General features: G+C 53.1%; 21 protein-coding genes. 10 read left to right on the forward strand and 11 right to left on the reverse strand.

Going from position 1 to position 24,055, the window contains the following annotated elements:
- Window positions 1-30: 30 nt before the first annotated feature.
- The 5 genes from D3A97_RS09730 to D3A97_RS09750 all read right to left on the reverse strand — a co-directional run bounded on the left by D3A97_RS09730 (window position 31) and on the right by D3A97_RS09750 (window position 5,288).
- A complete protein-coding gene (locus D3A97_RS09730) occupies window positions 31-651 on the reverse strand; it encodes an ABC transporter ATP-binding protein (protein WP_119078162.1) in 621 nt (206 codons plus the stop codon).
- On the reverse strand, window positions 635-1,435 hold the full coding sequence (gene lpxA / locus D3A97_RS09735; protein ID WP_119078163.1) for an acyl-ACP--UDP-N-acetylglucosamine O-acyltransferase: 801 nt from the start codon (window positions 1,433-1,435) through the stop codon (window positions 635-637). The genes D3A97_RS09730 and lpxA overlap by 17 nt, the downstream gene beginning before the upstream one ends.
- 4 nt (window positions 1,436-1,439) lie before the next feature.
- A complete protein-coding gene (locus D3A97_RS09740) occupies window positions 1,440-2,855 on the reverse strand; it encodes a bifunctional UDP-3-O-[3-hydroxymyristoyl] N-acetylglucosamine deacetylase/3-hydroxyacyl-ACP dehydratase (RefSeq protein WP_232825907.1) in 1,416 nt (471 codons plus the stop codon).
- A gap of 56 nt (window positions 2,856-2,911) precedes the next feature.
- A complete protein-coding gene (lpxD, locus tag D3A97_RS09745) occupies window positions 2,912-3,970 on the reverse strand; it encodes a UDP-3-O-(3-hydroxymyristoyl)glucosamine N-acyltransferase (RefSeq protein ID WP_119078164.1) in 1,059 nt (352 codons plus the stop codon).
- Between the two features lie 91 nt (window positions 3,971-4,061).
- On the reverse strand, window positions 4,062-5,288 hold the full coding sequence (locus tag D3A97_RS09750) for an HD domain-containing protein (RefSeq protein ID WP_119078165.1): 1,227 nt from the start codon (window positions 5,286-5,288) through the stop codon (window positions 4,062-4,064).
- A gap of 188 nt (window positions 5,289-5,476) precedes the next feature.
- Here D3A97_RS09750 and porX point away from each other — a divergent pair, with 188 nt between their 5' ends.
- The 6 genes from porX (at window position 5,477) to D3A97_RS09780 (ending at window position 12,288) form a co-directional block, all read left to right on the forward strand.
- Entirely contained in the window at window positions 5,477-7,030 is a 1,554-nt protein-coding gene (gene porX, locus D3A97_RS09755; RefSeq protein ID WP_119078511.1) for a T9SS response regulator signal transducer PorX, read from the forward strand.
- A 21-nt stretch (window positions 7,031-7,051) separates the two neighbouring features.
- A complete protein-coding gene (locus tag D3A97_RS09760) occupies window positions 7,052-7,378 on the forward strand; it encodes a hypothetical protein (protein ID WP_119078166.1) in 327 nt (108 codons plus the stop codon).
- 9 nt (window positions 7,379-7,387) lie between these two features.
- Window positions 7,388-8,149 (forward strand): MBL fold metallo-hydrolase, encoded by a 762-nt coding sequence (locus D3A97_RS09765; RefSeq protein ID WP_119078167.1) that lies wholly within the window; start codon window positions 7,388-7,390, stop codon window positions 8,147-8,149.
- 191 nt (window positions 8,150-8,340) lie between these two features.
- On the forward strand, window positions 8,341-9,237 hold the full coding sequence (locus tag D3A97_RS09770) for a ComEA family DNA-binding protein (RefSeq protein ID WP_157986453.1): 897 nt from the start codon (window positions 8,341-8,343) through the stop codon (window positions 9,235-9,237).
- 16 nt (window positions 9,238-9,253) lie between these two features.
- A complete protein-coding gene (locus tag D3A97_RS09775) occupies window positions 9,254-10,396 on the forward strand; it encodes an acyl-CoA dehydrogenase family protein (RefSeq protein WP_119078169.1) in 1,143 nt (380 codons plus the stop codon).
- Window positions 10,397-10,659: 263 nt separating this feature from the next.
- A complete protein-coding gene (locus tag D3A97_RS09780; RefSeq protein WP_119078170.1) occupies window positions 10,660-12,288 on the forward strand; it encodes an NADP-dependent glyceraldehyde-3-phosphate dehydrogenase in 1,629 nt (542 codons plus the stop codon).
- Window positions 12,289-12,505: 217 nt separating this feature from the next.
- Here D3A97_RS09780 and D3A97_RS09785 read toward each other — a convergent pair whose 3' ends face one another.
- Window positions 12,506-13,018 (reverse strand): helix-turn-helix transcriptional regulator, encoded by a 513-nt coding sequence (locus tag D3A97_RS09785; protein WP_157986454.1) that lies wholly within the window; start codon window positions 13,016-13,018, stop codon window positions 12,506-12,508.
- 96 nt (window positions 13,019-13,114) lie between these two features.
- Here D3A97_RS09785 and D3A97_RS09790 point away from each other — a divergent pair, with 96 nt between their 5' ends.
- Window positions 13,115-13,990 (forward strand): c-type cytochrome, encoded by an 876-nt coding sequence (locus D3A97_RS09790; protein ID WP_157986455.1) that lies wholly within the window; start codon window positions 13,115-13,117, stop codon window positions 13,988-13,990.
- A 252-nt stretch (window positions 13,991-14,242) separates the two neighbouring features.
- On the opposite strand, the gene D3A97_RS09795 is transcribed toward D3A97_RS09790, so the two are convergent.
- The 5 genes from D3A97_RS09795 to D3A97_RS09815 form a co-directional block, all read right to left on the reverse strand.
- Complete coding sequence (locus tag D3A97_RS09795; protein ID WP_119078172.1) at window positions 14,243-14,440, reverse strand: DUF2267 domain-containing protein; 198 nt, start codon at window positions 14,438-14,440, stop codon at window positions 14,243-14,245.
- A gap of 11 nt (window positions 14,441-14,451) precedes the next feature.
- The gene (gene clpX, locus D3A97_RS09800; protein WP_198673912.1) at window positions 14,452-15,696 is read right to left on the reverse strand and encodes an ATP-dependent Clp protease ATP-binding subunit ClpX; all 1,245 of its coding nucleotides are present in this window, start codon (window positions 15,694-15,696) and stop codon (window positions 14,452-14,454) included.
- 393 nt (window positions 15,697-16,089) lie between these two features.
- Window positions 16,090-16,794, reverse strand: coding sequence for an ATP-dependent Clp endopeptidase proteolytic subunit ClpP (gene clpP, locus D3A97_RS09805; protein WP_119078174.1), 705 nt, complete (start codon window positions 16,792-16,794; stop codon window positions 16,090-16,092).
- On the reverse strand, window positions 16,784-18,157 hold the full coding sequence (gene tig, locus D3A97_RS09810) for a trigger factor (protein WP_119078175.1): 1,374 nt from the start codon (window positions 18,155-18,157) through the stop codon (window positions 16,784-16,786). The genes clpP and tig overlap by 11 nt, the downstream gene beginning before the upstream one ends.
- Window positions 18,158-18,466: 309 nt before the next feature.
- A complete protein-coding gene (locus tag D3A97_RS09815; protein WP_119078513.1) occupies window positions 18,467-19,498 on the reverse strand; it encodes a GntR family transcriptional regulator in 1,032 nt (343 codons plus the stop codon).
- A 127-nt stretch (window positions 19,499-19,625) separates the two neighbouring features.
- On the opposite strand from D3A97_RS09815, the gene rhaT reads away from it, so the two are divergent.
- From rhaT to D3A97_RS09830, 3 genes are read left to right on the forward strand one after another with little or no spacing between them, the layout of a single operon-like run.
- A complete protein-coding gene (gene rhaT, locus D3A97_RS09820; protein WP_119078176.1) occupies window positions 19,626-20,681 on the forward strand; it encodes an L-rhamnose/proton symporter RhaT in 1,056 nt (351 codons plus the stop codon).
- 9 nt (window positions 20,682-20,690) lie between these two features.
- Window positions 20,691-22,766, forward strand: a complete 2,076-nt coding sequence (locus D3A97_RS09825) for a bifunctional aldolase/short-chain dehydrogenase (protein ID WP_119078177.1) — start codon at window positions 20,691-20,693, stop codon at window positions 22,764-22,766.
- A gap of 11 nt (window positions 22,767-22,777) precedes the next feature.
- The gene (locus D3A97_RS09830) at window positions 22,778-24,052 is read left to right on the forward strand and encodes a sugar isomerase (protein ID WP_119078178.1); all 1,275 of its coding nucleotides are present in this window, start codon (window positions 22,778-22,780) and stop codon (window positions 24,050-24,052) included.
- Window positions 24,053-24,055: the final 3 nt, after the last annotated feature.

A 24,055-nucleotide genomic window follows, 5' to 3' on the forward strand; every position in this document is an offset into this window, starting at 1 on the left:
AATCACATGAATCACTAAAAGTAATAATAATTACTGTTTATAATCACTGATGCGGATATGCTCGCGGCAAAAGCCGTATTCTGCCTCGTCATTGGAGCTGACAATCACCATGCGGTTGCCGCAGTGCTCTTTTACCAGCTGCTGGTAGAGGGCAATGCCGGCCGCGTCCAGGTTGGTGCAGGGCTCGTCCAGCAGCAGCACGGGCACGTCAGAGAAAATGGCCAGTGCCAGCCTGGCCCGCTGCTTCATGCCGGAGGAGAAGTTGCGCACCTGTTTTTTCCAGGCCTTTTCCAGGCCCACCAGCGCGGCAATTTCCCGGGGCTGATAGCCGGGAAGGAAAGATTTGAAATGGAGGTGAAATTCGAAACACTCCTGCAGGCTGAACTCTTCCACCAGCTCCAGGTAGGGGGCTACAATGGCGCAATGCTGGAAGAACTGGTCTGCCGGGAGTGTTTGTTCGTTGAAAAGGTACTGCACATCGCCCTCGCTGTGGTGATGATGGCCGCTGACGATCTGCAGCAGGGTGGATTTGCCGGAGCCGTTGGGCCCCAGTATGGCGTAATGGCCTGTACCGCTGAACGTATAGGAAAAACGACGGAATATCCAGTCGTAATTGAACCGCTTGCCTACGTGGTTAAGCGAGATCGTCATTCGCCCGGGTGCTGTATCCTCTCATGATGCCGCGGCCGGAATCGCGGATGAAGGAGAGGATCTCGTCTCTTTCGTCCGTGGCCGGGAACTCGGCTTCTATGATACGGATGGCTTTGGAAATATTGTTGCCTTTAACGAAAATGATGCGGTAGATGTCCAGTATGTGGTTGATCTTTTCCAGGGTGAACCCCCGGCGTTTGAGGCCCACGGAGTTTACGCCCACATAGGAGAGGGGCTCTCGCGCAGCTTTTACATAGGGGGGCACGTCTTTCCGCACCAGCGAGCCGCCGGTTACAAAGGCGTGGTTGCCTATTTTACAGAACTGCTGCACGGCCACCATGCCGGCCAGCACTACGTGGTCTCCCACGGTGATGTGCCCGGCCAGGGTAGTGTTATTGGAAAAAACGCAGTTGTTGCCCACAATACAGTCATGCGCAATATGGCTGTAGGCCATGATCAGGCAGTTGTTGCCGATGGAGGTCTTCAGCCGGTCTTTGGTGCCGCGGTTGATGGTCACGTACTCCCGAACGGTGGTGTTGTTGCCGATTTCCACAATCGTATCCTCCCCTTCAAACTTGAGGTCTTGCGGGATAGCGGAAATAACGGCGCCGGGAAAGATGCGGCAGTTTTTGCCGATGCGGGCGCCTTCCATGATGGTTACATTGGAACCAATCCAGGTGCCTTCCCCGATCTCAACATTTTTATGGATAACGGTGAACGGATCGATTTTTACGTTGGGCGCAACTTTAGCGTCCGGGTGGATGTATGTGAGCGGATGAATCATGCTGTTATTTTCCTTCGCGTTTTACAATTTGAGCAACCATGTCTGCCTCTGCACATACTTTGTTGCCAACGAAAGCCGTACCTCTCATTTCCACCAGGCCTCTGCGGATAGGGCTGAGCAGCTCCATCTTCAAGATCATGGTATCACCGGGCATTACTTTCTGTTTGAATTTACAGTTATCGATCTTGAGGAAGTAGGTGTCATAGTTTTCAGGGTCAGGCATAGGGTTCAGCGCCAGGATACCGCCTACCTGGGCCAGGCACTCGCAGATCAGCACGCCGGGCATTACCGGGTTGCCGGGAAAGTGGCCCTGGAAGATCTGTTCGTTGAAAGTCACGTTCTTGATGCCTACCACCCTTGTATCGCTCAGCTCAATGATCTTGTCTACCAGCAGCATCGGGTAACGGTGCGGCATGGTGCGTACAATATGGTTGATATCGTATACCGGGGGCTGGGTGGGATCGTAAATGGGCACATCCCGGTTATGCTTGTTCTTTTTGATGTACTGTTTGATCTTGCGGGCAAACTCCACGTTGGAGGCGTGGCCGGGCCTGTTGGCAATGATATGCGCCTTGATGGGCACGCCAATGAGGGCCAGGTCTCCCACTACGTCCAGCAGCTTGTGGCGGGCGGGCTCGTTGGGGAAATGCAGCTGGGCATTGTTGAGGATGCCTTCCCGCTGCTGCACGCTCATTTCTTCGCGGTCAAAGGCCTTGGCCAGGCGGCTCAGCTCCTCGTCCGTTACGGGGCGGTCTACCACCACAATGGCGTTGTTGATGTCTCCGCCTTTGATCAGGTTGTTGGCCAGGAGGTATTCCAGCTCATGCAGGAACACGAAGGTGCGGCAGGGGGCAATTTCTTTCTTGAAATCGCTCATGCTCTTCAGGTTGGCATGCTGGGTGCCGAGTACCTGGGAGTTGAAGTCGATGAGGGCGGTAATGCGGTAGTCTACGGCGGGCAGTGCCACCATTTCCACCTTTTTCACCTCATCGTAATAATTAATATTGGTATCGATGGTATAATATACCTTTTTGGCGTCTTGTACCTGTATGCCGGCTTCTTCAATAATTTCTATGAAAGGAATGGAGCTGCCGTCCATAATGGGGATTTCCGGGCCGTTCAGCTCAATCAGCACATTGTCTACGCCCATGCCCACCAGGGCGGCCAGGATGTGCTCCACGGTGCTCACGCGGGCGCCGTTGTGCTCCAGCGTGGTGCCGCGGGCGGTATCTACCACATAATCCACGTCTGCTTTAACAATAGGCTGGTCCGGCAGGTCTATGCGCTGGAACTTAATACCAAAGCCGGGCATGGCCGGCTTGAGGGTCATATTCACCTGTGCTCCTGTGTGTAAACCAACTCCTGAAATGGTCACGGGACCCTGTAAGGTCTGCTGGTTCGACTGCTGATTTTCCATCATTATAGCTTCGTATTCAATTGCGTTTAAAATCCTTCTTGATCTTTCCTCCAGTTACCTTAGCGGAGAAGGGCTTTTTCGGCCAACAGTTGCTTCACCATCTCTTCCAGTTCTTTCACCCTTTTTTCCAAGTCCGGCAAATTTCTAAAAATTGCCTGACTTTTTAAGGAACTTTTATAATCGTAGGCGGGAGAACCGGTCAAAGCGGTATTGGGCGTGGTGATGGATTTAGACAAACCGCTCTGGGCGTTGATCTTGGTGCCGTCAGCTATCTGGATGTGCCCTACAATGCCTACCTGGCCGCCTATCACACAGTTCCTGCCGATCTTGGTGCTGCCCGAAACGCCTGACTGTGCGGCAATTACGGTGCTGCTGCCTATTTCCACATTGTGGGCTATCTGTATCAGGTTATCCAGCTTCACCCCGGCATGGATCACGGTAGAGCCCATGGTAGCCCGGTCTATGGTGGTATTGGCGCCAATCTCCACATCGTCATGTATCACTACGTTGCCCACCTGGGGTACTTTTTTATAGGTGCCGTCTGCCAGGGGGGCAAAACCAAAGCCGTCCCCGCCAATAACGCAGCCGGCATGGAGTATGACGCGTTTGCCTACCACGCTGTTGTCATACAGCTTTACGCCGGGGTAGAGCACGGTGTTATCGCCTATTTTCACATTATCTCCCAGGTACACGCCGGGGTAGATCTTTACGTTCTCTCCCAGCACCACGTTTTCCCCGAGGTACGCAAATGCGCCAATAAAGGCGCCCGGCCCCATTTTAACGGAAGCGGGCACGTGGGAGGGCTGCTGTATGCCGGTTTTGGCCCCTGCGCCCACCATTTTCTGGTATTGCTCCAGCAGAAGGGCAAAGGCGCTGTAGGCGTCTTTTACACGGATAACGGTAGGCTTGATGGGCCGCTCTATCACCAGCGAATCATTCACGATCAGGATGGAGGCCTGCGTGGAATACAGGAACTCTTCGTATTTGGGATTGGCGATGAAACTCAACATGCCGTCTCCCGCTTCCTCGATCTTGGCGATATTGTTCACTTTCACTTCCGGGTCCCCCTCCAGCTTCCCGTTCAATATGGTAGCCAGCTGTAATGCGCTAAATTGCATAGTAAATAATTGAAATGTTACCCTCCAGGCCCACTCCGGATAATATGAATGTATTCTCTAACATGTTGCGCCCGTATAAAACGTTGTTAGCCTAGATTTTTGGATGACAAATGTAGAATTTTTTTATCGGTCTTGCCAAAGTATGCGATACAAGGGCATTGTCGATAGAAGAAATATCCCTCACAGTGCCATCCTTGAATAATATATTGATCTTTTCGTCACTGGCGTCATATGCCCTGAGGCTGGCGGTATCCGTAAATACGAAATAATCCGCTTCCCCGTCTGTCAGTTCCCATCTTTTTTTCACTTTTTCTTTCAGGTTGGCCACCAGCCCAGGGTCAGACGCCTCATTGCCGAGGGTGACCTTGAAAAGCTGGCGGTTCACGAGCCATTGGCAAAGCAGGCTCAGCACCTTGTCCGGGTGCTGCGTCCATACCTTGATAGCCCCCATTACGTCATAATCGTCCAGTTGGCAAAATTGGAAAAGGCATTCTTCGTCTTCCTCAAATTCCCCCCTTCCTACACGGTTATATAAAAAATACTGCAGGGCGGGTGACGCAAACAGCTCCGCGCCCCCCAGGGCCAGCTGTTTGGCCCTGTGCAGCACCTTTACCAGCATGTTTTCCGCGGCCAGCACCGTTTTATGCAGGTATACCTGCCAGTACATCAGCCGGCGGGCCACAATGAACTTCTCTATGGAATAGATCCCCTTTTCCTCCACCATCAGCTCCCCTTTGTGTACGGTCAGCATTTTGATAATGCGGTCATAGCTGATCACTCCTTCAGACACCCCGGTGTAAAAGCTGTCCCGGCTCAGGTAGTCCATCCGGTCTACGTCCAGCTGGCTGGACACCAGCTGGTGCAGGAACTGCTTATGGTACCGGCCGTTGAATATATCCAGCGTGAGATCAAGCATGCCGTTCATTTCCCGGTTAAGGGTCTGCATCAGCAGCTGCGAGATCTCTTCGTGCGAAACCCCTTCCACCAGGCTGTGTTCCAGCGCGTGGGAGTAAGGCCCGTGCCCTATGTCATGCAATAATATGGCCATTTTTGCCGCCACATCCTCCTCTTCCGTGATCACCACCCCTTTGCCCCGCAGCTCCTGCAGGGCGCAGCTCATCAGGTGGTAGGCGCCCATGCTGTGGTGGAACCGGGTATGCATGGCCCCGGGGTACACCATGTTGGCCAGCGCCATCTGGTGAATACGGCGCAACCGCTGGTAGTACGGATGTGATATGAGATTGAAAATCAATGGATGATCGATGGTAATAAACCCGTGAACGGGGTCGTTTACAATCTTTCGTTTGCGGTCAGTCATTCGGATTTTTTAATATCTGTCCCTACAAATCTACAGCTTTGCCCCTAACTTTTATGCCCGGCGCCGGAGGAATGACGCGCCGGAAACGGCAAACCCCCATAATTTAACGAATTATTAGAGTTTCATATATTTTGGAGGAACGATTTTTGCCGGATTTCGGTAATTTTAAAGCAGTCCAAAAAAAATTCATGACGCAAATCAACATACTCTGGGTAGATGACGAGATCGATTCCCTTAAGTCACAGATCATTTTTCTCGAAAATAAAGGCTATAACGTATCAGCGCTCACCAATGGTTACGACGCGCTGGAATTTCTGAAAGACAATATTGTAGACGTGGTGCTGCTGGACGAGTCCATGCCCGGTATTACCGGCCTGGAAACGCTGGCCCGCATCCGGGAAACCAACCAGCAGGTACCCGTGGTGATGATCACCAAAAACGAGGCGGAAAACGTGATGGACGATGCTATTGGCTCCCAGATCACGGACTACCTGATCAAACCGGTCAACCCCAACCAGGTACTGCTTTCTCTCAAAAAGATCATAGATAACAAGCGGCTGGTGGCGGAAAAGACCACCACGGCCTACCAGCAGCAGTTCCGCTCCCTGTTCATGGCGCTGAACGATAACCCCAACCATGCGGAATGGGCGGATATCTATAAAAAGCTGGTATACTGGGAAATGGAAATGAGCAAGAGTGACAGCCCCGAGATGCTGGAGGTGCTGCATTCCCAGAAGGCGGAGGCCAATACCGAGTTTGCCAAGTTCATCAGCCGCCATTACGGGAGCTGGATGCACCCGCGCAACGAAGAAGCGCCCGTGATGAGCCATACCCTCTTCCGTGACAAGGTGGTGCCTTATATGGACCCTGACCTGCCGAACTTTTTTGTGCTGATAGATAACCTCCGGTATGACCAGTGGAAGACCATACAGCCCATATTCGGGGAATCTTTCCGGGTAGTGGAGGAAGACACCTTTTACAGCATACTGCCCACCTCCACCCAATACAGCCGCAACGCCATTTTTGCGGGCATGCTGCCGGCGGAGATAGAGGCCCGGTTCCCGGAGGAGTGGAAAAATGACGATGAGCAGGGCGGTAAAAACCTCTATGAAGAGCATTTTTTTGCGGACCAGCTGCAACGGCTGAAAATGGATAACCGTTTCTCCTATACGAAAGTGATCAACCATGCGGACGGGCAGCACCTGGTGAACAACATGCACAATATGCTGGATTACCCGCTGAACGTGATCGTATATAATTTTGTGGACATGCTCAGCCATGCCCGTACGGAAATGGAAGTGCTGAAGGAGCTGGCGGGCGATGAAATTTCTTACCGTTCCATTACCGCCAGCTGGTTTGAGCACTCGCACCTGCACCAGGCCCTGCGGAAGGTGGCAGACAAAAAGATCAACCTGATAGTGGCCACGGACCACGGGAGCGTGCGGGTAAAAACGCCGGTAAAGGTGATCGGGGACAAGCAGACCACCACCAACCTGCGGTACAAACACGGGCGCAACCTCAACTATGACCCCAAGGAGGTGCTGGCCTTCCGGGACCCCCGCGAGGCAGGGCTGCCCAAGCCGAATGTCAATTCTTCTTATATCTTTGCCCGCGAAGACGGGTATCTTTGCTACCCCAACAACTATAATTATTTCGTGAACTATTACCGCAATACCTTCCAGCACGGCGGCATTTCCATGGAGGAAATGATTGTTCCGGTGGCCCGGATGGTGAGCAAATAGCGGATTTTAAAAGAAGATGTCATGAACCTGAAAAGTACCCCCGCCAACCTGGCGAAGCTGGAAAAGATCTTTGAAGAGGCGAAATACATTCTGCGGTACGAAAAAGGCACCTTTAACTCCGGCTATTGCGTGCTGGAGCACAAGAAAGTAGTGGTGATCAACAAATTCCTGAACGTGGAAGGGCGGATCAATACCCTGATGGACATACTGCCGTCTATCACCCTGGAAGAGGGCTTTCTGACGCCGGAATCCCAGAAGCTGTACCGGCAGGTGGTAGATAGTCGTGATGCCGCCGAAAAGGCCGCCGGGGGCGAAGAGGAAAATCCTTCAACTGAAACACCCGCTTAACCAGACGCTTTGAAAGTAACATTCCTCGGAACAGGCACTTCGCAGGGCGTACCCGTCATAGCATGCCCCTGCAAGGTATGCGCATCTGCAGACCCGCGTGACAAGCGCCTGCGGAGCAGCATCCTCATTCATTCCGACGCCGGTAATATTGTAGTGGACACTACGCCCGATTTCCGGTACCAGATGCTGCGGGCCGGCGTAAAAACGCTGGAGGCCGTAGTGATCACCCATTCCCACAAAGACCATATTGCCGGTATGGACGATATCAGGGCGTTCAATTATTTTCAGCAGCGACCTATTGATATTTATGCCTCTGATTATTCCCAGAACGTGATCATGCGCGAGTTTTCCTATGCCTTTGCGGATTTCAAGTATCCCGGCATACCGGAGCTGAACCTGCGCACCATCCTGAACGACCCGTTCTTCATCAATGGCCTGAAGTTTACGCCCATTAACGTATTGCACCATAAAATGCCCGTGCTGGGTTTCCGGTTTAACGACTTCACCTATATCACGGACGCAAACTACATTGCCCCGGAAGAGAAAGAAAAGATCAGGGGCTCAAAGGTGCTGGTGCTGAACGCCCTGCGCCGGGAAAAGCATATTTCCCACTTTACGCTGGATGAGGCGCTGGAGTTGGGCCGGGAGCTGGGAGTGCCGCAGGTGTATTTTACGCATATCAGCCACCAGCTGGGTTTGCATGCGGAGGTGGAACCGGGCTTGCCCACGGGCACGGCGCTGGCGTATGACGGGCTGGTGGTGGACGTGTAGGCGCCGCTGTTTGCAGGCGCGTAACGTGTATTGGCCGGTTGGCAGAGAAAGGCGGCGCGACGCAGGTTGCAGGAAAATGCGGTGTGGGCCCTGAAAAAAAATGGCACCCGCAGTATTCTATTTAGTCACTTCTTTTTTATTGGTACAGCAGAACTTTCCCGAAATTTGGCATCAACCAACCACCATTGTTTGTGCCGAACAAGATCGTTAAGGATTACTTTGATTTTTCCCGGAGGGAGCGCATGGGCATTGCCTTCCTGTTAGCCCTGATAGTAGCGGCGGAATGTTTCCCCGCCGGCTGGGCCCTTTTTCACACAAACAAGATGGCGAATGATACGGCCGGTTTCCACGAGGCGGCGCTGGCGGTAGAGGCGTTGCTGGCAGGCAATGCCCCGCAGGCGCGTGTTGCGCATAGCCGGCGGCGGGCATTTGAACAGGATGGGCAGCGGGCCGCGTACCCGTATGGGGGGAGGAGTGGAAATGCGGTCACTGGTGGCGGCTGGCGGCGTTTTGAGCGGGACGGGCGGTACCGTTTTGAGCGCAGTGATGGCAGGGGGAGGAGATCAGCGTACGGAGGGGATAGCGCGGGGAGGGGCTTTGCCTTTCATGGCCAGTGGCGGAAAGGGAACAGTTCCGGCGCATCCGCATTCCGGAGAGACAGCGGTTACCGGACATACAACAGGCCCGCCCGTGTGATTGACATCAACGAAGCAGACAGCGCGGCCTGGGAGAGCCTGCCGGGCATAGGGCCGGTGCTGGCGGGGCGCATTATGCGGTTCAGGGAGCGCCTGGGCGGTTTTTACGAGATGGCCCAGGTGGGTGAAACATGGGGGCTGGCAGACAGCGTATTTAAAAAAATTCAAGGGATGCTGGTGATGCGTGAGGTTTCTCTAAGAAAGACCGATCTGAACCAGACAGATGAAAAATCTTTGGCCGAACATCCATACATTAACACGAAACTGGCCCGGTTGATAGTACGGTACCGCAGTAACCACGGGCCTTTCAGGCATCCTGCGGAGCTGCAGCGCATTGCTTTGGTGAATGACTCCATTTATCGTAAACTTGAAAAATACTTAGTGGCCAATTAAAACAAAACTTCCGGTTATGAACTTTCAGCCAACGGACATGCAATTGCAGATAACACAGGTGATCAGGGATTTTGGTAAAACGCACATCCAGCCGCATGTGCTGGAGTGGGACGAAACGCAGACCTTTCCTGTGGAACTGTTTAAAAAGATGGGAGAATTGGGGCTGATGGGCGTACTGGTACCGGAAAATTACGGCGGCTCCGGCCTGGGCTACCTGGAATATGTAACGGTAGTAAGTGAAGTGGCGCGCTTTTGCGGCGCCATCGGCCTGAGCCTGGCGGCACACAATTCTCTTTGCACAGGGCACATTCTCCAATTCGGCAGCGAAACGCAAAAACAGCAATATTTACCCAAACTGGCCACCGCGGAGTGGATAGGGGCCTGGGGGCTGACAGAGCCCAACACCGGTTCCGATGCCATGAACATGAAATGCACGGCCCGCCAGGAAGGCAATGAATGGGTGCTCAACGGCACCAAATGCTGGATCACGCACGGCAAAAGCTGCGATGCAGCCGTGGTGATAGCCCGCACGGGAGCGCTGCGGGACAGCCGGGGCATGAGCGCGTTCATTGTAGAGAAGGGCACGCCCGGTTTCAGCGGCGGCAAAAAAGAGAACAAGCTGGGCATGCGCGCCTCCGAAACGGCGGAAATGATCTTCGACAATTGCCGCATTCCGGCTGAAAACCTCCTTGGCCAGGAAGGAGAGGGCTTCATCCAGTCCATGAAAGTGCTGGACGGCGGGCGCATTTCCATTGCCGCCCTTTCTCTCGGCATTGCCAAAGGCGCGTACGACGCGGCGCTGAAGTACGCGCAGGAGCGCCATCAGTTTGACCAGCCTATTGCCAGCTTCCAGGGGGTTTCTTTCAAGCTGGCGGACATGCATACCAACATCGCCGCGGCGGAACTGCTCACTATGCAGGCCGCGGACATGAAAAACAAACACCTGCCCATGACGCAGCAGGCGGCCATGGCCAAATATTACGCGTCGGAAGTGGCGGTCAGAACGGCAGACGATGCCGTGCAGATCTTTGGAGGGTATGGCTACACAAAAGACTTCCCCGTGGAAAAGTATTACCGGGACGCCAAACTCTGCACCATAGGCGAGGGCACCTCCGAAATACAAAAAATAGTGATTGCGCGTGAGGCGCTGAAGAAATAAAACCGTGGTCAATAAAAAACAGGGCCGGCTAAAAAGTAGACTTTACTTTTATGCCGGCCCTTATCGTTTAACTGATACTATTTTAACATATACCCCCTAAGCGAACCTCAAGCGAACGAGAAGCGAAGGAGAAGCGAACGAGAACCGAAGGAAAAACGGCCGGGGGGTATGTTAAAATAGTATCTGCCGCTTGAATATTCCTGTGTATTTTTGCAAACGATTGCAATTGCTAATTATCTATATGCTTAACACTTCCACTACATATGACCACTTTCGAGGAACAACTTAGTAATCTTTTCCCGGCAGCTTCCGCCATCCCCGCGGAATATAACCTGCCGGCCGAGCTTCATCAGCGGGAATACCTTTCTGATGGCGTTATGAAGAACTGGAGCGGCGATGTGCATACCGTACTGTCTCCCATCTGTATTAAAACCGAGAACGGCCTGGAGCGAAAGGTAATAGGCTCCTATCCCCTGTGCGGCGAAGAAGAGGCCATGGCCTCCCTGGACGCCGCCATCCGTGCTTACCGCAACGGGCGGGGGGAGTGGCCCACCATGTCCGTGGCCGAACGCATTGCCTGCGTAGAAAAATTTGCGGGCAAAATGATCGCAAAAAAGCAGGAGGTAGTGAAGCTGATCATGTGGGAGATCGGCAAATCCTGGGCGGACTCCGTGAAGGAATTTGACCGCACGGTAGAATATATTCACGCCACTATTGACGCCCTGAAAGACCTGGACCGTAAATCTTCCGGTTTTGCCATTGAACAGGGCATTATAGGCCAGATACGCCGTTCCCCGCTGGGCGTGGTGCTGTGCATGGGCCCCTTCAACTACCCGCTCAACGAAACGTTCACCACGCTTATTCCGGCGCTGATCATGGGCAACACCCTGCTTTTCAAACCGCCCAAACACGGCACATTATTGCATTACCCGCTGCTGGAAGCATTCAGGGAGTGTTTCCCCCCGGGTGTGGTGAATACTATTTACGGGCGCGGCAACGTGATCATTGGGCCGCTGATGGAATCCGGCAAGATCAATGTGCTCACGCTGATCGGTTCCAGCAAAGTGGCCAACCAGCTGAAAAAAATGCACCCCAAGGTAAACCGCCTCCGGGCCATACTGGGGCTGGACGCCAAGAACGCGGCCATTATTACGGACAAGGCGGATATAGACCTGGCGGTAAAGGAATGCGTGCTGGGCTCTCTTTCTTTCAACGGGCAACGGTGTACCGCCATCAAGATCATTTATGTACACCGCAGCGTGGCGGATGTCTTTCTGAACAAGTTTGCCGAGGCGGTGGGCCGTCTGAAATTCGGGATGCCCTGGGAAAAGGACGTGTTCCTCACCCCGCTGCCGGAGCCGCAGAAACCGGGCTATTTGCAGAGCTGCGTGGCAGATGCGGTAGCGCATGGGGCAAAGGTGATCAATACCCATGGCGGGGCTGCAAATGCGTCTTTTGTTTATCCTGCGCTGGTGTACCCGGTCAATGAAAAGATGAAGCTCTACCGGGAAGAACAATTTGGGCCGGTAATACCCGTGTTGCCGTATGACAGCGTGGAAACGCCCATTGATTACCTGATAGCCTCTGACCATGGCCAGCAGGTAAGCCTCTTTACCAATGATGCGGCGGAGCTGGCTTCCCTCATAGATCCGCTGGTCAACCAGGTAAGCCGGGTCAACATCAATTGCCAATGCCAGCGCGGCCCTGATATTTTCCCCTTCACCGGCAGAAAAGACTCTGCAGAGGCCACCCTTTCCGTGTTTGACGCGCTGCGGGCCTTTTCTATCCGCTCGCTGGTGGCCACCAAACAGACCGATGAGAACAAAGCGCTCATTAACCAGATCGTGAGTGAGCAGAGTTCTAATTTTCTTTCAACAAAGTATATTTTTTAACCAATTGTAAATACGCTGGCCTGCTAAAACTTAGCAGGCCAGCGTTTCATTTTCTCAATTTTTTTTTATAAATACACATAAGTGTGATGGAAAATTGTAAACAGAAAGTTAAATTTGGGTTAATTACTTTCCTTACCAATTTATCAACCTTAAACACAAAACAGAAAGATCGAGAAAATTTCTACTCCAAAGTAAAGCCGCCTCATTCGGGGCGGTTTTAGTTTTGGGTACCTCCCCCAAACTCCATCAGTTGAGAAGGCTTGTGTCCGTACATCTTTTTAAAGGCGGCAGAAAAATGATTGGGCGTGCTGTAGCCCAGGTAATCCGCCACTTCATTCACGTTCATCTTTCTTTCCGCTAAAAACTGCCGGGCCGTTTTCATCTTCATCTCCTGCACATAACCAAATACCGTGTTGCCAAACAGTTGCTTGAAACCTTTTTTCAGCTTGAACTCGTTCAGCCCGAACTTCCTGCAAAGCCCCTGCAGGCTTAGCCGGGGGCACAGGAAAGATTCCCGCAGATAATCTTTTACCTGCTGCAGCCGTTGCAGGTCAGCGGCAGGGATGCATGAAGCCGGCATGGCATCTACCTGGAAATGCATCAGCGCCTGTAAGGGATCCCAGCCGTCTTCTTCTTCCTGGTAAACAGCATGGTAAAAACCGGCATGGTCTGTAAAAAATGCGTGGTTGGCGATGACGTGCATCGCATGCGTAGTTGTTTTTGGGGTCATGTCGTAAATCCGTTTTTCGTATATGTTTATCCGTTTGTCGTACCTGTTGGGGCCAGGCCGCGAAATAACTTTGCGGTCATAAAAATAACCACAAATATGTTGCGGAAAATACTGAAATGGACAGGCGGCATTATTGCCACTTTCATCGGCGCCCTCCTTATATTTTATTTTGTTATGCATATTTATGTGAATAACAAAAGGGCCAAAACTTACAACGTAGAAGTACGGATGCTCGAAATTCCTTCTGATTCAGCTACCATAGCGGAGGGAGCGCATATCTACGCCACCAAGGGCTGCGGAGACTGCCATGGAGACAACGGCGCGGGTAAATTTTTTATGCAAGACAAGATGATAGGCGCCATTTCCGGCACCAACCTTACCGCCGGCAAGGGCGGGCGACCCGCGGACCAGGGCGCCAGGGAGTGGCTGCTGGCGCTGCGCCACGGGCTGAAGCGCGACTATAAGCCGCTGCTCGTGATGCCTTCTTACGAATACTATAAAATGTCTGATCATGATATCTCAAGCCTGGTGGCTTACCTTGAATCGCTTCCTCCGGTTGACCATGAGGTGCCGCCTGCCACGCTTGGCCCGCTGGGCACTGTATTGTCGGGTCTGGATAAACTTCCGCTGATACCGGCAGATAAAATAGACCACGGTTTCCGGTCTCCGGCCAAAGTGGAAAGAACGGTATCCGCGGAATACGGGCAATACCTCTCCATGTCCTGCACAGGTTGCCACAGCCCCAGCCTGAAAGGGGGAGACAGTCCCATCCCGGGCGGTACGCCGGTGCGAGACATCACTACCACAGGCAACATCGGCAAATGGAGCATGCCGGAATTTGTAACGGCGCTGCGCACCGGCAAAACGCCGGACGGGCGGCAACTGAAAAATGAAGACATGCCCTGGAAAATGACCAACCAGTACACAGATGGTGAGCTGGAGGCCATTTATCTCTACCTGAAAACTTTATAACCATGGTGCAGGCTGCGGGAAAAGAAATTTTCCCGCGTAGGGGTGGTACCGGGCGGGCGCCGTCATATAAGCGCCGCAAGGGCCGCACAGCCCCGCCGGATATATTGTAAAACCGAAGAGGCGCTACCATAAGGCGCGCCTCTTTCTTAAATTGGAAATGATGTTATTGTTATTGATCGCTTTTTTCAGGAACATGGGCAACATGGCATTCTGCCTGTTTTATGACCTGGTGCGCCTGTTCCGTACGGCCGCCTAGTCAAGAAAATCGTCTTCGGCCTTTTTAGGCTGCGCCTGCCCGCCGGCCATGCCGGTAAACCAGGCGTCTACATTACCGGCTATCATGGGAGGCAGCTTGCTTTTTACAAAGTCTTTTACCGCCTCTATGGCCTTTACGGCCTGCTCGTCATTAATACCGGCCTTGTCTTTTAATTGTTGGATCAGCTCTTGCATGCATTAAGGGTTTAAGCAACTTTTAAAGTAACCAGTGTGCTTTTTTCCAGCTTCTCTTCTGCATAGGCGCGGGTGAGCACAAAAGATTTTTCTGTACCGGAAGGCATGTGGAACATGGCGTCTGCCAGCAGCACTTCGCAAATGGAGCGGAGGCCGCGGGCGCCCAGCTTGTATTCCAGGGCCTTGTCCACAATGTACTCCACGGCATCGTCTGCCACTTCCAGTTCAATGCCTTCTACCGTGAACAGTTTTTTATACTGTTTTACCAGGGCGTTGCGCGGCTGGGTGAGTATGGCGGTAAGGGCGTCCTTATCCAGGGAGTTGAGGTAGGTAACCACCGGCAAACGGCCCAGCAGCTCGGGAATGAGGCCAAACTGCTTCAGGTCTTGCGAGTTCACATAGCGCAGAATATGTTTGCGGGCGTCTTCTTCCTTGTCTTTATTTACGGTAAAGCCGATGGAGTGCGTCTGGATCCGGCGGCTGATAATACGGTCTACGCCGTCAAATGCGCCGCCGCAGATGAACAGGATGTTCTGGGTATTTACCTTGATGAGTTTTTGCTCCGGGTGTTTGCGGCCGCCCTGCGGGGGTACCAGCACTTCCGTGCCTTCCAGCAGTTTCAGCAGGCCCTGCTGCACGCCTTCGCCGCTCACATCGCGGGTGATGGAGGGGTTGTCGCTCTTGCGGGCAATCTTGTCTATTTCATCTATGTAAACAATGCCGCGTTCGGCAGCTTCCACGTCATAATTGCATACCTGCAGCAGGCGGGTGAGAATGCTTTCCACATCTTCTCCCACATACCCTGCCTCTGTAAACACGGTGGCGTCTACAATGGTGAAGGGAACGTTCAGTAGTTTGGCAATGGATTTGGCCAGCAGGGTTTTGCCGGTACCGGTTTCGCCTACCATGATGAGGTTGCTTTTTTCGATCTCCACATCATCGTCCGTTACCTGCTGGTTCAGGCGTTTGTAGTGGTTGTATACCGCTACGGCCAGTATTTTCTTGGCATCGTCCTGCCCGATCACGTACTCGTCCAGAAATTGTTTGATCTCTACCGGTTTGGCCACTTTGGGCACAAAGTTGGAGGAGCCGGACGGTTTGCGGGATTCCGCGCCGGGGTTCAGTTCCTGCTCAATGATCTCCTGCGCATTGGCCACACAGTTTTCACAGATGTGCCCCTCTGCTCCGGCTATCAGTATCCTCACTTCGTCTTTGTTCCTGTTACAGAACGAACAGCGTATTTTGGAATCTTTCATCAGTAATTAAATGTCTTTTTCAATGGTCTGATGGAACTTGCGTTTCATCAGTAATAAATGTCTTTTTCAAAGGTCTGATGGAACTTGCGTTTCATCAGTAATAAATGTCTTTTTCAAAGGTCTGATGGAACTTGCGTTTCATCAGTAATAAATGTCTTTTTCAAAGGTCTGATGGAACTTGCGTTTCATCAGTAATTAAATGTCTTTTTCAATGGCCTGACGGAACTTGCGTTTCATCAGCTATTATGTTCTTTTCAATGGCCGGCGTAGCCGCCGGAACAGTAAAATTACACTTTTTTACCGGTTAGTACCCGGAAAATGCAGGTTTTAACAAGCATTTGGATGTTGGTGTGGTAAATGAAAAACGTCCCGCCGGAGCGGGACGTTTCAGCATTATTGAGGATTATTTTCCGCTGCTTTCTTTTTCGGGTTTTTTTCGAGCACATCGTCGATAATACCGTATTCCTTGGCTTCGTCCGCGGTCATCCAGTAATCGCGGTCACCGTCTTTTTCCACTTTTTTCACGGGCTGGCCGCTGTGGGAAGCGATGATCTCGTTCAGCTCTTTTTTCAGCTTTACGAACTCACGGGCGGTGATCTCGATGTCTGAGGTTTGGCCTTCAGCGCCGCCATGGGGCTGGTGGATCATTACACGGGCGTGTTTCAGCGCGGTGCGTTTCCCTTTGGTGCCGGCTACCAGCAGTACGGCGCCGAAAGAGGCGGCCATGCCGGTGCAGATGGTGGCTACTTCCGGGGAAATGATCTGCATGGTATCATAGATGCCCAGGCCTGCGTACACACTGCCGCCGGGGCTGTTGATGTACATCTGGATATCCCGGTTGCGGTCTGCAGATTCCAGGAACAGCAGTTGCGCGGTGATCACGTTGGCCACGTAGTCGTTAATAGGGTCTCCCAGGAAGATGATCCGGTCTGCCATCAGGCGGGAGAACACGTCCATCTGCGTTACGTTCAGCTGACGTTCCTCAATGATGTAGGGCGTCAGGGAGTTCATCTGGTGACGGGCATAACTGTCTACTACCAGGCTGCTGATACCGCGGTGCTGTATGGCATATTTCCGAAATTCGTTATTAATGTTCATGATGGTGGTGTTTATGAGGTAATTTTACAAATTCTTCTGCGGTTATTTCCTCTTCTTTCACGTTCACCTTGGTTTCAGCCCAATCAAACAGCTTCTGGGTGATCATTTCGCGGTAGGTCTGGTCTACATATTTTTCATCCTGCAGCAGGCGCTCCAGGTAGCTGTCCAGCCACTCTGCCTGTTCGCCGCCCAGGCCGTAATATCCCATGATCTTGGTACGGGCGTTCTCTTTCAGTTCCTCAAAGGAAACTTCCAGTGAATTGTCGCGGATCAGTTTATCGCTGATCAGCGTCCAGCGCAGCTGATGGTCGAAATTCGGGTACTCGTGCTCGGCTTCCTCGGCTGTTTTGGGCTTTTCGCCGCCTTTCTGCAGCCAGCGTTTGAGGAACTCTTTCGGAAGCTCGATGGGTGTTTCGTGCACCAGGGTCTCAAACAGGTCGTTATGGAGGTGGTTGGTGGCTTCCTGTTTCCAGTATTTGCCGATCTCCTCCTTCAGTTTGGCCCTGAATGCTTCTTCTGTGGTGATGTCCTGACCGGGGTATACCTCTTGGAAGAACGCTTCGTTCAGTTCCCTTTTTTCTATCAGGCCCACTTTGGTAATGGTCAGCTGGAAATATTTTTTCACAGCGTCTTTATCGTTGGCATCCAGCCCCAGGTCTTTGGCAATGAACTCCTGGCGTTCTTTGTCAAAGGCTTTGGAGAGCTGTATCACCAGGGTGTCTCCTGCTTTTTTGCCCTGCAGTTTTTCCTGTACGGCGGGCGCAAAGTATTTCAGCAGCAGGGAGTTCTCCTTCTTTTCAGCGCCTTCGGCTATGTTGCCTTTGGCATCGCTTTCCTGGAACTCGATGTTCAGTACGTTATCTTCAGATGTAATGGTTTCAGGCTCGCTCATTTTACCGCCTTTCAGCTGCAGGCGTTCCAGCTCCTGGTTCACCATATCGTCAGTTACGGATACGTTGTAACGGGTAAGGGAGGTTTTGCCGTTCAGCGGCGTTACGTCAAAAGAGGGTTTAAGCCCTACTTCAAAACTGAAATCGTATACTGCGGGCTGCGCATAGTCCAGCTGTCTGGCTTCCGTGTCTGTAGACAGGGGCTGGGCAAATATTTCCAGCTTTTCCTGCTGCAGGTAACCCATCAGTTCTTTTTCTACGGTTTTCAGCACTTCATCCTGGAAAATAGCGGGGCCGCTCATTTTTTTGATCATACCGGCGGGTACCTGGCCTTTGCGGAACCCCGGGATGTTAGCGTTCTTTGAAAAATGCTTCACTGCTTTCTCGAAATTAGGAAGGTAATCTTCCTGGCTCACTTTCACAGTGATCTTATCATTTAATAAACCAATGTTCTCTCTGGTTACGGTTGCCATTTGTTTTTTGTTAATATATTAAAACACAGAATATACATGCTTGTTCGGGCCGTGAAGCACTAGCACACGAAGATTGTGCCATGCCCCCCGCGGAGAGGGTTTGCCTGCCTTTTTAGCAGGCCGGATGCAGCGTTGGCAGTGTACACGGGCCTTTCCTCCTGTCAAACGCCCCCGGGCCGTCCAAAAGCGCCGGGCCATCCACTTGCTACCTAACCAATTGATTGTTAATTTTTTAGGCAAAAAATACCCTTTCTTTGGGACTGCAAATATAAGGCCTTTTCACCGGGAAAAGGCAAATAATCCGCTGTCCTACAGGGATTCCCGCATGGTTACGTTAAAGGGCACCTCTATCTGGGCCATGGTGTTGTCCATAATAAGGCCGGCGGCCAGCTCGCCCATCATGGCAAAATCTGTGGAAATGGTGGTAAGGCCGTTCAGGATGAATTTTTTCAGCGGTGTTTCGTTGTATGAAATGATGCCCACCTCCCTGCCAATGGCCAGGTCCAGCGAGCGGACCTTTTCTATCAGGGCCACCAGGTCATGCTCCCGCACGTTGATGAACACATCGCCGGTGTTGACGGTCCCGGCGGCAATGTCAGATACCACGGTGCCGGGAAAAGCGTAATCCTGGCAGAACTGCAGGAACCCTTCCCTGATCTCTTCCGGGTAATAGGTGTTTTCCGGGAACAGGAGGCGCAGCGTACGGTACTTCTGCAACCGGTCTCTCGCCTGCTCCAGCGCGTGGTAGATATCTCCCCTGAAGTTTTCATATATCGCGCTGTACTCGCCCGTGAGGCCTTTCAGCTTCTTGTCTAGCAGTATCAGCTTTTCACGGGGTATGGCGTTGATCAGCTCTTCCAGGTGCTGCTGCCTTTCGCGGAAGTGGGGGAGCACCACCACATGGGTGTATTCCTGCAGGTTGCGGGAGAGCAGTTTCTTGAACAGCCCAAAGTCGCTGTTATAAATGTAGAAATCAATACTGGCCTGTTCTCCCAGCTTGCCGGCAAAAGAATCGTAAATGATCTTTTTATGCTCGCTGAGCTTGTTGAAGAGCAGCAATATCTTGTAGGGCTGGCCGGGCAGCGTGTTCATCACATAATACCCCTTGCCGGGCACAGAGCCCAGCACGCCGCGGCCTTTCAGGTATTTGAAGGCCTTTTCCGCCGTATCGCGCGAAATATCCAGCTCGTAGCTCAGCTCGTTGATGGAGGGCAATATCTCGTCCCGCTGTATCTTTCCTTCGCCCACCGCCTTGATGATGGCGTTGGCCAGCTGCTGGTATTTCGGCGTGGCCGAATAGTCATCTATGAACAGGTACCTGAAAATATTTGATTGCTTCATAACAAGGCCAACAATGTACATAATTAAAACCGAAATTACATGCAGCGGAGGCAGGACAGCCCATGACAGTTTACCACACAGCATTGACTAATTTGAGCCAACTTTATAAAATCCACGACTAAATTTTATGCTGGCTATCCTTGGTATATTTTTTCATTTCATAGGCGGGTTCGCCTCCGGCAGTTTTTACATCCCTTACAAAAAAGTGAAAGGTTGGAACTGGGAGAGTTACTGGATAGTGGGCGGCATGTTTTCCTGGCTGATCGTTCCTTTTGTGGCCGCCTGGCTCACCGTGCCGGACTTTATGGGCATTATCCGCTCCACCGGCGGCGGCACCCTGTTCTGGACGTATTTCCTGGGTGTTTTATGGGGCATTGGCGGTTTAACCTTCGGCCTGTCTATGCGGTACCTGGGCATGTCTCTCGGCATGGCCGTTGCGCTGGGTTTCTGCTCCGCCTTCGGGGCGCTGATACCGCCTATTTACCGCGGGCTGGTTACAGACAGCCCCAACAATTTTATGGCCATGCTGCACAGCACCGGCGGCCTGTTCGTATTGCTGGGCGTGGTGGTATGCCTGCTGGGCATTGCCATCAGCGGCAAGGCGGGCATGCGCAAGGAAAAAGAATTGTCTTCCGAAGCGCAAAAGGCCAGCATCCAGGAGTTTGACCTGAAAAAAGGGCTGGTGGTAGCCATTGTGTCCGGCATACTGAGCGCCTGCATGAGCTTTGCCATTTCCGCGGGAGAATCTATGGGAGAGGCGGCCGTGCAGAACAATGCCAACCCCTTGTTCCGCAACAACGTTATTTTTGTAGTGATCATGTTAGGCGGGCTCACCACCAATTTTATCTGGTGCATGGTATTGAATGTGCGCAACCGCTCTTTCCGCGATTACGCCAACCCGCAAACACCCTTGCTGAAGAACTATTTTTTTGCCGCAATAGCCGGCACCACCTGGTTCCTCCAGTTTTTCTTTTACGGCATGGGCGAAAGCAAATTAGGCAACGGCGCCAGTTCCTGGATACTCCATATGGCTTTCATCATACTGATCTCCAGCATGTGGGGCTTTACGCTGAAGGAGTGGAAGGGCGTCAGCAAAAAAACATACCGCACCATACTGGCAGGGCTGGCCATGATCATCCTGTCTGTGGTACTGGTAGGCTATGGCAGTTCATTGAACCATTAAATATATCCGATGACTATAGAATTTAAACATGTAAGCTATTTGTGGGATGAAGCAAAGGCCGCCGCCATGGCAGGCGACGAAGTAGCTTTGCTGATCTACCGTTCCAATCTCCTGGGCGCTGACCTCCGGTTAACCAACTATGGCGGCGGCAACACTTCCTGTAAGGCCATGGCGCCGGACCCGCTTACCGGCGAAGCCACGGAAGTAATGTGGGTAAAAGGTTCCGGCGGAGACCTGGGTACGCTCAAACGCAGCGGCCTGGCGGCTTTGTACGTAGACCGGCTGCGGAGCCTGCAGAAAATTTACCGCGGCATTGAGATGGAAGATGAAATGGTGGAACTGTTCAACCATTGCATTTACGACCTGCATTCCAAAGCTCCTTCCATAGACACGCCCCTGCACGGCTTCCTGCCTTTCAAACATATAGATCACCTGCACCCCGATGCGGCCATTGCCATAGCGGCGGCCAAAGACGGGAAAAAGATCACGCAGGAGCTGTTTAACGGTACCATAGGCTGGGTAGAATGGCAGCGGCCGGGTTTTGACCTGGGCCTGCAAATGAAACAATGCCTGGATGAGAACCCCGGCATCCGCGGTATCATGCTGGGCTCTCACGGGTTGTTCACCTGGGGGGATACGGCGTATGAAAGTTATATGAATACGCTGGAAGTGATAGAGCGCTGCGCAGAGTACCTGCAGCAACACACGGGCAAAAAGCGCCCGGTGTTCGGCGGCGCAAAGATCGATTCCCTGCCGAAGGAAGAACGCCTGTCCAAAGCCGCGGCGCTGGCGCCGGTGCTGCGCGGGCACTGCTCGTCCCATACAAAAATGATCGGGCATTTTACAGATGATGACCGGGTGCTGGAATTTATCAACTCCAATGACCTGGACCGCCTGGCGCCGATGGGCACCAGCTGCCCGGACCACTTTCTGCGTACCAAGATCAGCCCGCTGGTGCTGAAGGAAGGAGAAGACCTGGTGCCGCAGTTTGAAGCGTACAGAGCCATGTACACGGAGTATTACAACAAGTGCAAACATCCCAACAGCCCGGCCATGCGAGACGCTAACCCGGTGGTAATACTCTGCCCCGGCATGGGCATGTTCACCTTTGCCAAGGATAAACAGACGGCGCGGGTGGCGGCTGAATTTTACATCAATGCCATTAACGTGATGAAAGGCGCTGAAGCCGTTTCGTCTTACACCGCCCTGCCCCGGCAGGAAGCGTTCAATATTGAATACTGGCTGCTGGAAGAAGCCAAACTGCAACGTATGCCCAAGCCCCGCGCGCTGACCGGCCGCGTGGCGCTGGTTACCGGCAGCGCCGGCGGCATTGGCAAGGCCATAGCCCGCAAGTTTGCGGCGGAAGGCGCGGTAGTAGTGATCAGCGATAATGACGCAAGCCGGCTGGAGACCGCCAAAACCGCTTTCACCAAAGAGTTTGGGAGAGACGTGTCTGCCGGCGAGGTACTGGACGTTACCAATCCGGATACAATTACCCGCACCTTTGACCTGGCGGCGCTCACGTTCGGCGGGGTGGATATTGTGGTGAACTGCGCGGGCCTCTCTATTTCCAAACCGATTGAAGAGCATACCGAAAAAGACTGGGACCTGTTGTACGACGTGCTGGTGAAAGGCCAGTTCCTGGTTACGCAGGCCGGCGTGAAGGTGATGCGCAAGCAAGGCACGGGCGGCGATGTGCTGAACATTGTCAGCAAAAACGCCCTTGTTTCCGGTCCCAACAACGCCGGTTACGGTTCCGCCAAGGCGGCGCAGCTGCACCTCAGCCGCCTGAACGCGGCGGAGCTGGGCAAAGACCACATCCGCGTGAACGTGGTGAACCCCGATGCCGTGATCTCTGACAGCCACATCTGGTCTGGCGCATGGGCCGAAGGCCGCGCCAAAGCCTATGGCATCACCGTGGAAGAACTGCCCGCCTATTACGCCAAAAGAACGCTGCTGAACCAGGTGATCCTGCCGGAAGATATTGCCAATGCCTGCTATGCCTTTGTGGGTGGCCTGCTGGACAAGTCTACCGGCAATGTATTGAATGTAGACGGTGGCGTGGCCATGGCTTTTGTACGGTAAAAAACGAGGTAATGCAATTAGAACAACACAACATACAGGCACATAACGAGCAGGCACTGGCGGCGCATCAGCGCGCCTTTGCCTACATTTCAGGAGAGATACCGGATGCGGAAGGCATCGTTGCCCGCCTCGCGGATTTCCAGGTGGCCATTCCCAGCTGGGCGCTGGGCACCGGCGGCACGCGCTTTGGGCGCTTCCCCGGCGGCGGCGAGCCGCGCAACCTTGAAGAAAAGATAGCAGACATCGGGCTGCTGCACCGCCTCAACCGCTCCAGCGGCGCCATTTCGCTGCATATCCCCTGGGATATTCCCTCCAACCCCGCGCACATCAAGGCGCTGGCGGCACAACAGGAGCTGCGGTTTGACGCCATGAATTCCAACACCTTCCAGGACCAGCCGGGGCAGGCGCTGAGCTACAAGTTTGGTTCCCTGCAGAACACAGACAAGGCCATCCGCCGGCAGGCGGTGGAGCATAACCTTGAAGTGATCAGACACGGCGTGGAGCTGGGCTCCGAATCACTCACCGTTTGGCTGTCAGACGGCTCCTGCTTTCCCGGGCAGCTCAACTTCCGCCAGGCCTTTGAGAACACCCTGAGAGGCTTGCAGGAAATTTACGCCGCATTGCCGGCTCACTGGAAAATGTTTGTAGAGTACAAGGCCTTTGAGCCCAACTTTTATTCCACCACGGTGGGAGATTGGGGCCAGTCTTACCTCTACGCCAGCAAGCTGGGGCCGCAGGCCTACACGCTGGTAGACCTGGGCCACCACCTGCCCAATGCCAACATAGAACAGATAGTGGCGCTGCTGCTGATGGAAGGCAAGCTGGGCGGTTTTCATTTTAACGATTCCAAGTATGGGGACGATGACCTGACCGTGGGCAGCATCAAACCCTACCAGCTTTTCCTTATCTTTTGTGAACTGGTGGAAGGCATGGACGCGCGCGGCATTGACCACGCCACCGGCCTTGGCTGGATGATAGATGCCTCCCACAACGTGAAAGACCCGCTGGAAGACCTGCTGCAATCTGTAGAGGCCATTATGCTGGCTTACGCGCAGGCGCTGCTGGTAGACCGCAAGGCGCTGACGGCCGCACAGGCCGGGCACGATGTGGCCGCGGCGCAGGAAATACTGCAAAAGGCCTTCCGTACGGACGTAAGGGCGCTGGCCGCTGAAGCGCGGCTGCGCGCCGGTGGGGCGCTCAACCCGCTGGGCGTTTACCGCGCTGCTAACGTACGGGCGGAACTGATCAGGGAAAGAGGAGCTAAAACTTTTGCTACAGGACTTTAACAC

It is taken from the genome of Chitinophaga alhagiae (genome assembly GCF_003568665.1).
Classification (GTDB): Bacteria; Bacteroidota; Bacteroidia; order Chitinophagales; family Chitinophagaceae; genus Chitinophaga; species Chitinophaga alhagiae.